Genomic DNA, 12,495 nt, shown 5'->3' on the forward strand with positions numbered 1-12,495 from the left:
GCCATCCGCAAAAGCGGGTGGCCATTATGCTTTGAAATGTCGAATGGACTCCTGGAGTTCTTCAGCCAACTCTGCAAGAGAGTTAGCTGAAGCTGTAATCTCTTCCATTGAAGCGAGCTGTTCTTGCGTGGCAGCGGATGCATTTTGCGAGCTGCCAGCCGCTTGTTCGGATACGGCTTTCACTTGGGTGATGGAATTTGTTACTGCGGTAGTTCCGTTTGATACTTCCTCGATGGTTGCCGTTACTTCTTGAATTTGAGCCGCTAAGCCCATAATTGCATCATTAATCGTGGCAAACGATGTGCCTGCTTCAATCGCGATACTCATTCAGTATATTTACTATATCGGTAGAGAAAGAGAAGTGTTTAAAAGGTGGTTGAAAAATGTCGCATTCTTTGCGAATCGACTATATGCGAAGTGAAGATGGAGGGGAAATATATTTTTCCTTTTCATAGATTATATACTGGGTTCTAAAGTTAAATAGAAGTAACATACAGTAGCAAACAAGGAACAAACATAGAAAAGAGTAAAGTCCCTTACCTGTGTAAAAGTAGGGGACTAGCTTCCTGAATTTATTGTTTGTTTGCATAATAACCTAAAATGACGTTTCGATAATGATGGAGGCTAGGATAATCGTCAAAGTTTGAAAGCATTCCTTGAATAACAGGAATTCGCGGCTTTTCTTTCATTATTTCTTCCTTAATCACTTGAAGCGTTATGAATAGCTCTTCTTCGTCTAGCTTTTGAATTTCTTCTTCTAAGTTGGCTACAATTTTTTCAAGGTTTGTTTCATTATCAAAAAGGAAGCGAGATAATAGTTCGTTTGCTTTGTCATTCGTGAGTAGGGGAGTATCGTTATGAATATCCTTTACGATGCTGTCCATTCTGCTCAAAATGAAATTTGCAAGTTTTGTTAGATCTATGTCTTCATTTGACAGCAAGATGACGCGCATATATGAATGAATCATTCCGTCAATTAGAAACGTTAAGTCCCACGAATACTTTTCTACGTCTGGACCATAGATAGCTAACATGCTTTGACGATAATAGCGGTGCGCTTCCATTTGTTTTTCAAACAGTAGCTTCTTAACCGTTTCATTTCGCGGAATAGCTTGTTCTTTGGCAAGCATAATGAAAAATTCGCGGTGGTTAATAAAGTGTGAAAACCATGCGGCCTGCTGGTGAATAAACTTTTCCCGAGGGCTCTGATTGGTCGCTGTTTGTTTATCGAATGCTTCGCTAATTATGGCAAATTGATGCTGCAAGATCGCTAATAATAAATCATCTTTGGATTTAAAATGTAAATAAAACGACCCTTTTGAAATGCCGCTTTCCGTTGCAATCTCTTGAACCGAGGTTGCCGAAAACCCCTTGTTTGCAAATAGCTTCATTCCAGCTTCAATAATTTGTGTATTCTTCTCAGTCATGAAAGAACCCTCCTTAAACACTTAGTTTCCCCGTATTTTAAGAGACCAAAACCTCTTAATTCGTTATGGTATCTTTTCGTTCCTTATCAAAATAGTTGACAGATAATCACTAGGACAATTATAGTTGATTTTGTGCTGACTGACCAGTCAGTTTAAAATTATACCGAATGCATGACACTTAAGCAAAAAGGAAGGTGCTAGTTATTGAAGGGGTTAGTTAATTTCGTTTTAAAGAATAAGTTAGCCGTATGGTTATTAACGATTATTGTCACCGTATCGGGTATTTATGCTGGAACAAGAATGAAAATGGAAAGCATACCTGATATTTCTGTTCCATACCTAATCGTGATGGACGTGTATCCAGGAGCGACGGCAGAACAGGTTATGGAAGACATATCAAGACCAATGGAACAAAATATCGAAGGCTTAGAAGATGTGAAGGCTGTTTACTCAAACTCATCTGCCAATGTATCTCAGGTTCAAATCGAATATGAGTACGGTGTGGATATGGATGAGAAAAAGCGTGAGCTAGAAGCGGCGCTTGATAACGTCACGCTGCCGGAAGACGCGGAAGAGCCATCGGTTATGGCGATCAGCATGAACATGATGCCAGTTGTTGCGTTATCCATCAGCAGCGATAAGGAAGACATTGTTGAGTTATCTTCAACAGTACAAGACACGGTTCTTCCTAAAATTGAAAACATCAACGGCGTAGCAGGCGCAACGCTCACAGGTCAACATATTGAAGAGGTAAACCTTGTCTACAATCAAGACAAAATGAAAGAGCTTGGCTTAACAGAAGACAAAGTCAAAGAAATGGTTCAAGCAAGCGATATGTCACTATCACTCGGCTTAAAAGAATTTGAAACAGGGAAAGAAGCTGTTTCACTCGATGGTGATATCACAACGATTGAAGACTTAAAAGACGTGTTAATTCCAGTTACACCAACTGCTCAAAACCAAAGTCCGTTTGTGAAGCTAGGAGATATTGCAACAATTGAAACGGTTGGTAAAGTGCCATCTATTTCGCGCACAAATGGAAAAGATGCGATTTCAATTCAAATTACGAAAACGCAGGAAGCAAATACCGTAGAAGTTGTTAATGCGGTGAAAGATTTAATTAAAGATCAAGAAAAAGAGATTGATGGCTTAGCGATCGACGTAACGCTAGACCAAGGTGAACCGATTGAAGAATCCGTATTTACGATGGTAGAAAAAGCGCTATTCGGTGGTTTATTCGCCGTTATCATCATCTTGTTGTTCTTGCGCAGCATTAAATCTACCATTATCTCAATCATTTCAATTCCAGTTTCCATTTTCATGGCACTACTGCTACTAAACTGGCTTGATATTACGCTAAACATTATGACGCTAGGGGCTATCACAGTAGCCATTGGTCGTGTTATTGACGACTCGATTGTCGTAGTGGAAAACATTTACCGACGCATGAACTTGTCCGACGAAAAACTTCGTGGCCGCGCGTTAATTCGTGAAGCAACGATTGAAATGTTTAAACCAATTCTTTCGTCTACGCTCGTAACGGTTGCTGTATTCGCGCCGCTCATGTTTGTTGGCGGTATGGTTGGTGAATTATTCAGACCGTTTGCTTTAACAATGGCATTCGCGTTAGGAGCATCACTACTCGTTGCGATTACGATTGTACCAGCGCTTTCCCACTTCTTATTCCGTAAAAACTTATCGGGTGAAAAAGAAGTAAAAGCGCATAAAGAAGGTGGAAAACTAGCAAACTGGTATAAAGGTTTCCTAGGAAAAGTCTTAAACCATAAAATTATTGCATCTTTAATCGCAGTTGTATTACTTGTAGGGTCACTTGCTTTAACACCGCTCATTGGCTTTAGCTTCATGGGTTCAGAAGAAGAAAAAGTTGTGTACTTAACGTATACGCCAGCGGCTGGTGAGTTGAAAGAAGAAACGCTCAAAAATGTTGAAAAAGTTGAAGAGCATTTCATGAAGCGTGATGACTTAGAAACAATTCAGTTCTCAATCAATGACGAAACAAGCACAGACGCATCAGCAGTCATGATGGGTGGCGGAAGCGGAGCGTTGATGTACTTATTCTTTGACGAAGATGTGAAGAACTTTGCTGACGTAAAAGAAGAAGTCATTGACTACGCAACAAACCTTGACCAGTCAGGTGAATGGAAGTCACAGGATTTTGGTATGGGCGGCATGTCGTCTGATGAAGTAAGCTATACGCTATACGGCAAGAATTTAGACGACTTAAATAAAGCAGCTTCAGACGTTGAAAAAGCATTAAAAGACGTAAAAGAATTAGAAAACGTCAAATCTGATTTTGAAAATCCATACGTTGAGCACATGATGAAAATAAATCAACAAGAGCTTCTACAATATGGGTTAACAACAGCACAAATTGCAGGAGCGCTATCTGCACAAAATATTGGTGACGTGCTGACTACCGTTGAAAAAGACGGAGAAGAAGTCAACGTTACAGTTCAAAGCGATGCAAAAAAAGAGCCAAAATCAATGGATGAATTGTTAGAAACACAGGTTCCAACGGCTCAAGGAACAGCAATGCCTTTATCTGAAATTGTAGAGGTAGAGGAAGGAACAACCTATACGACGCTTGCTCGTAACAAAGGTGAATTCTACACAACGATTTCTGGTAAAATTGTCGGCGACGACGTATCAAAAGCAACGGCTGAAGCCGATAAAAAGATTGACAACATTGACTTACCAAATGGTGTAAAAATAGACGTTGCCGGAGTGGCAGCGGATATGCAGGAATCCTTTACGCAGCTAGGCGTAGCGATGCTTGCAGCGATTCTCATCGTTTACTTTATCCTTGTGGTAACGTTCGGTGAAGGTTTAGCACCGTTTGCGATCTTATTCTCACTGCCGTTTGCAGTTATCGGTTCGTTTGTCGGACTGTGGATTGCAGGTGAAACCATTTCCGTATCCGTTATGATGGGACTCCTGATGTTAATTGGAATCGTTGTAACCAACGCCATTGTACTGGTAGACCGCATCATTGAAATGGAGCGCACGGGAATGTCCATTCGTGACGCGATTCTTGAAGCAGGATCAACGCGACTTCGTCCAATTCTGATGACAGCAATCGCAACGATAGGCGCAATGGCTCCAATGGTGTTCGGTGCAGGCGGAGCGGGACTAATTTCAAAAGGATTAGCCATCACCGTAATCGGTGGGTTAACATCTTCAACGCTGTTAACGCTAGTCATTGTACCAATTGTCTATGAAGCATTATCGAAGCTATTGAAGAAAAATCGTCAAGTGGTAGAAGAAGACATGTAATAGAAAGCGCCCTTTTGGAAGGGGCGCTTTTTTGTTTGAACTTTAACTCAAAAACTACTATCTTTCTATTGTTTTAGATTGTATAATTTTTCCTTAAGAGGAGGGTCGTTTGTTTATTCGACTATCTCTAAAGCCAACAGCAAGAAATGGAGTGCGATTAGATGGAACCAATTGAAACAAAACTTTTAAACAACCGTCGCTTAAATGACTATCCGCTGTTTAAGAAGTTTTGTGTGTTAAAAGAAAAAGGGAAAAACTATCCAGGAGTAAAAGCATACTATTACGAACAATAAAACGGCAAACAGTGAGGTTTTAGAAATATGAACAAAATTACCTTTACCAAAATGAAAGCAGACTCAGCTTTTATCCAAGCAGAAAATCCAGAGCACATCTATGTTAGCAAAGATAATGTGCTGTTTTATTTAGTGGAAAGCAACAAGGGGCCTATTCAAATTCATAACGGAAGGGGCAAGATCATTGCTGTGTTGCCTCGCCATGTGGTGCATGCAGATTATGTGTTAACGGTGCAGCAAGTAAAGCCTGATAGATGGATGCTTCTGCATTATGATGAAGAAAAAGAAACGAATGTGATTTGTGTGTTTAGCTGTGAAGGAGAAGTGATGAAAGAATTTTCAGTAGGAGAAGGAATCGCAGACTGTCAGGTAGATGATGTACACCAAATCTGGATTAGTTATTTTGATGAGGGGATATTTAGCGGATCTGAGATGAGCCGATCTGGTTTAGTAGCACTCGACATAGACGGTAACATAATTTTCGATTATGGAGATATAGTTAATGTGCATAATTTGCCGTCTATTCATGATTGCTACGGAATGAACGTGTTGGGTGATGAGATTTGGCTTTATTATTATTCGGAATTTCCTGTTGTGCAATTAAAAAACAATCACTTACATAACTGGTGGCCTGATACGAACCTAGGGGATTATTTATCAGGAGGCTTTGCCGTGTGGGATAACGTACTTCTATTTGAAGCTGCAGAACAAGAGTTGATGACCTATTCGCTACAAACGAAAGAGTTTTCTTCGGCTATTGCTGTTGACGAACAAGGAAACCGACTGGACTTTTGGGACTGTTTCTATAAAGGAGCTTCTATTTATTTGCGGACGGATGAAGGGGTATATAGATTTACACCCAACGAAGCTGAATAGTGAACAAGGGGTATATTCGTTGTTCATTTTTATAATTTATAAAAAGTCAATTTAGCATATCCTTTAGATAGAATCGCTTGTAACTCCCCCATTTCAACCTTTATGAGTGAGGGAGTTTAATATGCAACAGAACAAAAACTAAGTACTTCACTGCTTTAAGTGTAGATGTTGTTTTCTAAGAGTTCCGATTCCAAAAATAAACAATGGAAAAACCAAGCCAAAAGTAAGAGTATAAGAAATCCAAGTAGAGGTGATAAAATCGCTTAAATACATGTTGCTTGGTAAACTGATAAAAGCTAACGCATACAATAAGTAACCTAATGGAAGTGTAATGAAGCGGTAGTCTTCGGTTTTGAAAAGTTTCGAGATACCTTTAGCTAGTATAAGAAAACAAAGTGTGATTTTAAAATATACGCTAATAAACCATATAATCGCAATCGTTACTTCAACGTGCGAAAAGAAATTCGCTATAACAGATTTTCCTAACATGTAACTAGCGAAACTACTTATCTTAATTATGTGTAAGCCAAGGACGAGTAGAGACAGTAAAGAAATAATAACGGTCAAAGTAACACCTACAGCCACACCCATTACGTAAGCACTTCTGGCTTTGTTTTGACCATTGATATGAGGGAATAAAGTAATGAGAATAACAGTCTCAAGTAGGTAAGATGCTAAAGGCAAGTTCATTTTTATTATGCTATATATACTTCCTTCAAAAAGTGGCTGAAGGTTCTCTAAATTGATGTTGGGAATATTTAAAATGACGAGTAGTAAATAAAAGAAGCAAAACCAAGGAAATAGGATTTCAGCAGACCTGGCCAACGTTTCAAGGCCAAGTCTAGCTCCAATAATCACGACAACCAAAAATGCTATAAGAACACTTTCTATAGGCGTTGTAGGCATAACCATAGTAACTATAAATGAACCCATTTCATAAATCATTAATACAATATCAACCATAACATAAAGGAGAAACAGGACGGTCAAAAGTTGTCCAATCCAGCTGCCAAATAAACGTTTTAACGTGTAGATGTATCCATTGTTTAAAATGCGTTTGCCGATGACTGTATAAATAAAAGCAATAATAAAAGCTTGTACAATCCCTAGTAATCCAGCAATCCACATCGTATGTAAACCTTCTTGCGCCATTAAAGAAGGGATGTATATAATTGCGTCTCCTACAGCAAATAAGATAGAAAGAATAAAAAATTGTTTTGCGCTTATTTGTACCTTAGATACTTTATAGTTAGAACCTAACAGCTTTTTCACCACCCGTAGTTCTTTAAAACGTAGTTGAGCTTCATAAGTAGTATTTGTTAGGCTGGAGGATTTATACAATATTTAGCTGTTTGAGCAAAAAGAATAGCTTGTGATAAAAAATGCTTAGCGATCGATTCATACTAGTATAAAAAAGAAGAGGAGCTAAACCGAAAAATCTCCCTTTTTCTTGCGCTTTCTAATCACGCGGAATAAGCCAATTCCACTCAGCAAAATACCAAGGGCAATCAACACGTCGTAAACTGTCTTTTCCTGCTTTTCTTGGCCAAGCTGATAGTATTCTTTATACGCTGTCACCGCTGCTTTGTTTTTCTTATAGGCAGCGGGAACATCGATTTTGGTGCCTAACTTCCAGCCGTCTTGGTACGCTTGTTTTTTGAACTGGTCTGCTTTTTTATTAGAAACAAATCCTTGTTGGTAGACTTCTAGAAGCTGAACATTCGATTCATACACTTTTGGTACTTTGTACTTTTCATTCAGAAAAGCAGCATTAAATCCTTCCATCTTCACATCTTCTAAGCGCTTCTTTTCACCTTTATTGTAACCTTTTGTAAATGCTTCGGTGCCGGCAGGCGTAAGGCCATCAGGAACAACGAGTGGCTCCATGCTGTATCCAAGCTTATAGCCATCTTTTTCATACTGTACGTTTTTAGCCGCTTCTTTTTCGTTCATTGCTTTTTGAAAGCCTTCTTCAAATGCTTTTTGCGTCATAGGGTCTTCGGTATAAAGCTCTGGTACCGACATTGCTTCATCTTGTACGCCTTGCTGGTATCCTTCTTTCTTTGCTTTTACAGAAAGATCCATCGTTTCAATCGCTTTTTCGTAGCCAAACGTGAAGCCTTCGTTCCAGTCAGCCGACTTGCTTTTCATAGTGGGAGGGGTATAAGCCACCGTCGCGTTCTCATAGTCTTGAATTCCGATTTCGTATCCTGCTTTTTCACCAGCGCTATAATCGGTTTCTTTTTCAGTCATTTCTTCTTCTGTCTTACTTCGCTTTCCGCTTTCAAAGCCGACCGAATAGCCTAGCATGAACCACTGGGCAGCTTCTGAGGGATAAGCTGCAAGCTGGTTGTTTCCGTCAAGACTTATGTATTTCTCACCGCTATAGCCATCGCTTTCTCCAAGCGTATAGCCATTATCATATACGCGTTCATACAGCACGTCCAACTCCTCTTCAGGAGCGGTATTTTCATTGGGCTCCACAGCAGTAGTAGCCAGCACCTTGGTCGGTATAAACGTATTTGTGGATAATAATCCGAACATCGACAAGCTCAGTATAAGCACCTTTTTTTTCATGTCTTCACCTTTTATGTGCGTTTATAGTTTGATCGTTTTGTTTCATTCTTAAATTACAACTAACTAGAAAAAATGTGTTTAATTTCAATAAATATTACAGTAATATTACAATTGTAATGAAAAAAATAGTGTTTGTCATCAACTAAAAGATGTGAATTTTCAAGCTTATATAAAAAAATAATCACCATGCTTGATAGCTTAATCGGTGAGTTTGATGTCGGAACGAAGCTCGGTGATATTCAGTTTGAAGCTTACGAAGGGCAGGAGGACATTAAGTCAATTTTCGATTTGGTAATAAGTTGATGATATGCAGTAGAAGCTAAAAACTTTACGATATTTAAAAGTGCAGTGACGAGGGACAAAGAGGAGTCATTCAAGCTCCCCAATAAGCGAGATTTCACCTTCAGTGTATACGTCTTCATCACTAATTATTTCTTTATAGCCCGCTACCTGTAAGTCATTCGGAATACATAAGTCCCATTCTATTTTAGTGTGTATGTCAGTAAGTTAAGAAGTAAACATAAAAAAGCATAAAGGGGATTACAAGATGGAAGAATTAAAAGATAGTAAACCAACCCTAGAATGGCAAGAGAGAATGGAAGAAGATGAACTGTTCACTGTCGAGAACATTAAAGCGACTGATGAAATTCTAGACACTTATTTAAATAGTTTGAAAGAGTCTAAAGATATAGAACAAGATATCTTGCGTTACGTAAAACAAGTAGTGCTAAGTTTAAATGATCTCAATGAACAGTTCGATTATTTTATTGAAACATTAGAAAGAGAAGAGTTGTGTGAGTTCATTATGGAAGCGGCTAATCGAGCTGGCTTAGAGTTTGAAGAAGATATAACAGAAGAGTGGAGAGAATGGTAAGGAGCTAAACCTAAGAAGGAGTACTGTCTTAATGGAAAATGTTAATAAAGTTAAAGAACTGATTAAAGGCATTGTACAAGAATTAGTTCAACATAATATAGAGTCTCTCCCATTAGAGGATGATAGCGAGATAAGTAATTTAAAAGAAGAGTTGAGTTTGTATCCAGGAGTTATGACACTTCCTCCCGAAGTAGCTTACGATCAATTAGAAGATGGTTTCTATATTGATCAACCGGATGCTCCACATTTTAGTTTAGGTAAGAAAAATGTGAAGAAGCAATTCCCTAAATTAATCTATATGGTCGATTTTGATTTGTATTACGATAATGAGCGCAGTAATTTAACACTTCAGTGCAATATTTATGAAAATAAGTCTGGAGACTGGATGATCAAAGTCAGTGATATTCACGTGATGTGAAAAGTGCCTACATGTTCTAATAATGTCAAAAAGGGTTTGGGACATAACAAAATGATTGCTTCTAAGAGACGAACACTAGCTGTTCCCATCTCTTTGGTTTGTCTGAACACGTTCGTTCCATTGCGCTGCGGGATCTCACGTTTTCCTCTCTTTCCCGCAGGAGTCGAGTGTCCTACGCTCCACTCCACCCTGTTTCCAATATTGTTTATCATTGGCTGAATTACTTATGTCCCAGCCTCTTTTTATTTTAAGACACCATTACTCTTCCGCAGGCAAATTGTCCAGGGATAAGATAGCGATTTGATTTTGGTTGAAACGGATAGGAAATGGTTTTTGGCATGCGTAATACTTTTCTTGCTGTTAAGAAATTATACAACCCACTTTTTATAAACGTAGTATAAAAGCTCAGCTCGATACTGATTAATCATATAATAAACGCCAGCGTAAAGAAGACCGCCAAACAGCACCATATTCACAAGCATTCCGGCTAGAAATATTTTGCCGATGTGTGCCCCCGTTTCTAAGTGATCGGTTAAATCATCGTCGGCGACTTCTAGTAACGCATGATCTAAATCGATGGGAACGAGATATTCGCCAACTACCGTGTTTAAGTAAAACATGAGCGGAAAAGCCCACATAAACAGCATTCCACCAATAAGGCCCGCCATGCTGTTGCCTCTACATAATTTGGCTAAACCTACAGAAAGGATTAGTCCAAACCCAAAGGTAGGAACAAAGTTAACAATTGAACCAAGGCTAAAACCAAGTGCAACTTTATGCGAATGATCTTTTAGTCGTAATAGTTTGATAAGAAGATATTTAAATCGACGCTTGAGGATCTTTAGTTTGCTCACATCATTCTTTCCCTTCTATGGTAACTCAGTTTCGGTTAAGACCTATATCACCATTTTACATCATGAAAATGCTGGAAGAAGCATTTTTTCGCATATTTCACTAAGATAAAGAAAAGTAGTCATTTTCAGTTCACAAAACTCATTTACAATAGTAGGGGAAGAGAGTACGATAAAACTAGTCAAAATGGACTAAAGGAGAGGTTTTATGATTTTAGTAGTTGGAGGAGCTGGCTATATCGGTAGCCACCTTGTAAAAGAATTAGTGAAAACAAATGAAGTCGTTGTCTTAGATAACCTATCAACAGGACACCGCTGGGCGATTGATGAACGCGCGCAGTTTGTAGAAGGTAATTTAGGGAGCGAAGCGGATTTGGAGCACGTTTTTTCTACGTATCAAATTGACGCGGTGATGCACTTTGCGGCGAACAGCTTAGTAGGAGAGTCGGTTGTTGATCCTGTGAAGTACTATGAAAACAACGTTGCAGCGACGCTTACGTTATTGAAAACAATGATGAAACATAACGTGAAAAAGTTTATCTTTTCATCCACAGCGGCAACGTACGGCATTCCGTCTGTTGATATGATTACAGAGGAAACAAGCACAAGTCCAATCAACCCGTACGGTCGCTCTAAGTTGATGATTGAACACATCTTAGCGGACTACGCGCATGCGTACGATATGGAATACGTTGTACTTCGCTACTTTAATGCAGCGGGTGCGTACGAAACAGCAGAAATTGGCGAGTCCCATGACCCGGAAACGCACCTCATTCCAATTATTCTTGAGCACTTACTAGGTGAGAGAGAACACATTTCCGTGTTTGGTTCTGACTATGATACAGAAGACGGCACGTGCATTCGCGATTACATTCACGTAACTGATCTTGCCAACGCACATATCGCTGCGCTTCAGTCACTTTTAGCAAACGAAACCAAAACAGCGACGTACAATCTAGGAAACGGCCTTGGCTACTCAGTAAAAGAAGTCATCGATACGTGCGAGCGCGTAACGGGCAAAAAAGCCAACGTCGTAATGGCGGACCGCCGTGCTGGCGACCCGGCTCGACTTGTTGCGTCTTCAGAAAAAATTTACCGTGAGCTAGGCTGGAAAGCAGAGCGTTCGCTAGAAGAAATTATTGCATCTGCGTGGAAGTGGCATCAAAGTCAAGTGAAGGTAGTGAAGTAATGAAGGAAGCCGAGACACCCGGGGTCTCGGCTTCCTTCATGCTTCTTTTGTTCTTGTTCATTAAGAGCTTCTTGGCGTAGGCGGTTGGCTTCTTACAAGTCAATCATTTCCTTACTGAGTTTAGGAGAAGTACTAAGCGAATCAACTTTATTTGAATTAAGTGCTAAGTGTGCAGAAAAGCTATATTTTTGTGGGTTACTATGCACATAATCCTCGACCACAATATCCCCCATAAGATTGATATAAACCACATCTTCAAAGTTAATGCTTTCAATGAAGCTGTTCACATCATCATCCATTAAAGCTTGTTTAATGATTGAGTTCTTCTTGATTTTATTGTACTTGTTTCTCTTCTTCTTCCGCTTCTTTAAGCAATCGCTGTTCTTTTTCTTTATCAATAAATTTTTCACTAAGTTTAGGAGACGTGCCTAAAACATCAATTTCATTTGAATTAAGCCTTAAGTGAGCGGAAAAATCATATTTTTCTGGATGGTCATTTACGTAACCTCTTACAATGATATAACCCATAGGATTAATTTCAATATCATCCTCAAAGTTAATGCTTTCAATGAAACTGTTCACATCGTCATCCCTTAAAGCTTGTTTAATTTCTGGCTTCATCTTTTCAGCGTATTGCTCTGCAATCTCTTGTTCGGACATTTGTTCTTCTCCTTTATTTTTATTTTGCTCATTCGT

At 39.1% G+C, this 12,495-nt stretch carries 12 protein-coding genes; 6 read left to right on the plus strand and 6 right to left on the minus strand.

The annotated features are described in order from the left end of the window. Window positions 1-24: 24 nt before the first annotated feature. Entirely contained in the window at window positions 25-327 is a 303-nt protein-coding gene (locus LZP85_RS03965) for a hypothetical protein (RefSeq protein WP_061786429.1), read from the minus strand. A gap of 245 nt (window positions 328-572) precedes the next feature. Further along, on the minus strand, window positions 573-1,427 hold the full coding sequence (locus LZP85_RS03970; RefSeq protein ID WP_025911769.1) for a TetR/AcrR family transcriptional regulator: 855 nt from the start codon (window positions 1,425-1,427) through the stop codon (window positions 573-575). A gap of 204 nt (window positions 1,428-1,631) precedes the next feature. On the opposite strand from LZP85_RS03970, the gene LZP85_RS03975 reads away from it, so the two are divergent. The 3 genes from LZP85_RS03975 to LZP85_RS03980 all read left to right on the plus strand — a co-directional run bounded on the left by LZP85_RS03975 (window position 1,632) and on the right by LZP85_RS03980 (window position 5,890). Continuing rightward, entirely contained in the window at window positions 1,632-4,721 is a 3,090-nt protein-coding gene (locus tag LZP85_RS03975; protein ID WP_226639538.1) for an efflux RND transporter permease subunit, read from the plus strand. Window positions 4,722-4,882: 161 nt separating this feature from the next. Beyond that, entirely contained in the window at window positions 4,883-5,014 is a 132-nt protein-coding gene (locus tag LZP85_RS20725) for a hypothetical protein (RefSeq protein WP_257788888.1), read from the plus strand. Window positions 5,015-5,041: 27 nt separating this feature from the next. Next, entirely contained in the window at window positions 5,042-5,890 is an 849-nt protein-coding gene (locus LZP85_RS03980) for a hypothetical protein (RefSeq protein ID WP_226639539.1), read from the plus strand. 147 nt (window positions 5,891-6,037) lie between these two features. Here the strand turns inward: LZP85_RS03980 and LZP85_RS03985 are convergent, their stop codons facing one another. Then, complete coding sequence (locus LZP85_RS03985) at window positions 6,038-7,162, minus strand: GerAB/ArcD/ProY family transporter (RefSeq protein ID WP_206782234.1); 1,125 nt, start codon at window positions 7,160-7,162, stop codon at window positions 6,038-6,040. Between the two features lie 153 nt (window positions 7,163-7,315). Beyond that, entirely contained in the window at window positions 7,316-8,467 is a 1,152-nt protein-coding gene (locus LZP85_RS03990) for a hypothetical protein (protein ID WP_234561997.1), read from the minus strand. A gap of 547 nt (window positions 8,468-9,014) precedes the next feature. Here LZP85_RS03990 and LZP85_RS03995 point away from each other — a divergent pair. Together LZP85_RS03995 and LZP85_RS04000 are read left to right on the plus strand one after the other, a co-directional pair. Beyond that, the gene (locus LZP85_RS03995; RefSeq protein WP_061786424.1) at window positions 9,015-9,341 is read left to right on the plus strand and encodes a hypothetical protein; all 327 of its coding nucleotides are present in this window, start codon (window positions 9,015-9,017) and stop codon (window positions 9,339-9,341) included. A 31-nt stretch (window positions 9,342-9,372) separates the two neighbouring features. After that, window positions 9,373-9,759: a DUF7668 domain-containing protein gene (locus LZP85_RS04000; protein ID WP_061786423.1), complete on the plus strand. Its 387-nt coding sequence runs from the start codon at window positions 9,373-9,375 to the stop codon at window positions 9,757-9,759. A gap of 368 nt (window positions 9,760-10,127) precedes the next feature. Here LZP85_RS04000 and LZP85_RS04005 read toward each other — a convergent pair whose 3' ends face one another. After that, a complete protein-coding gene (locus LZP85_RS04005; protein WP_061786669.1) occupies window positions 10,128-10,613 on the minus strand; it encodes a DUF2062 domain-containing protein in 486 nt (161 codons plus the stop codon). Between the two features lie 205 nt (window positions 10,614-10,818). Here LZP85_RS04005 and galE point away from each other — a divergent pair, with 205 nt between their 5' ends. Further along, window positions 10,819-11,799, plus strand: coding sequence for a UDP-glucose 4-epimerase GalE (gene galE / locus LZP85_RS04010; RefSeq protein WP_062954580.1), 981 nt, complete (start codon window positions 10,819-10,821; stop codon window positions 11,797-11,799). Window positions 11,800-12,132: 333 nt separating this feature from the next. On the opposite strand, the gene LZP85_RS04015 is transcribed toward galE, so the two are convergent. After that, window positions 12,133-12,459 carry a DUF1433 domain-containing protein gene (locus tag LZP85_RS04015; protein ID WP_206833242.1) on the minus strand — a complete coding sequence of 109 codons (327 nt, stop codon included), beginning with the start codon at window positions 12,457-12,459 and terminating at the stop codon, window positions 12,133-12,135. Between the last annotated feature and the right edge of the window lie 36 nt (window positions 12,460-12,495).

Source organism: Priestia flexa, from assembly GCF_021441905.1.
Taxonomy (GTDB): Bacteria; Bacillota; Bacilli; order Bacillales; family Bacillaceae_H; genus Priestia; species Priestia flexa.

Coding starts and splice junctions, on each gene's coding strand:
- LZP85_RS03965 (WP_061786429.1), bottom strand. CDS start 327: ATGAGTATCGCGATTGAAGCAGGCACATCGTTTGCCACGATTAATGAT.
- LZP85_RS03970 (WP_025911769.1), bottom strand. CDS start 1,427: ATGACTGAGAAGAATACACAAATTATTGAAGCTGGAATGAAGCTATTT.
- LZP85_RS20725 (WP_257788888.1), top strand. CDS start 4,883: ATGGAACCAATTGAAACAAAACTTTTAAACAACCGTCGCTTAAATGAC.
- LZP85_RS03980 (WP_226639539.1), top strand. CDS start 5,042: ATGAACAAAATTACCTTTACCAAAATGAAAGCAGACTCAGCTTTTATC.
- LZP85_RS03990 (WP_234561997.1), bottom strand. CDS start 8,467: ATGAAAAAAAAGGTGCTTATACTGAGCTTGTCGATGTTCGGATTATTA.
- LZP85_RS03995 (WP_061786424.1), top strand. CDS start 9,015: ATGGAAGAATTAAAAGATAGTAAACCAACCCTAGAATGGCAAGAGAGA.
- LZP85_RS04000 (WP_061786423.1), top strand. CDS start 9,373: ATGGAAAATGTTAATAAAGTTAAAGAACTGATTAAAGGCATTGTACAA.
- galE (WP_062954580.1), top strand. CDS start 10,819: ATGATTTTAGTAGTTGGAGGAGCTGGCTATATCGGTAGCCACCTTGTA.
- LZP85_RS04015 (WP_206833242.1), bottom strand. CDS start 12,459: ATGTCCGAACAAGAGATTGCAGAGCAATACGCTGAAAAGATGAAGCCA.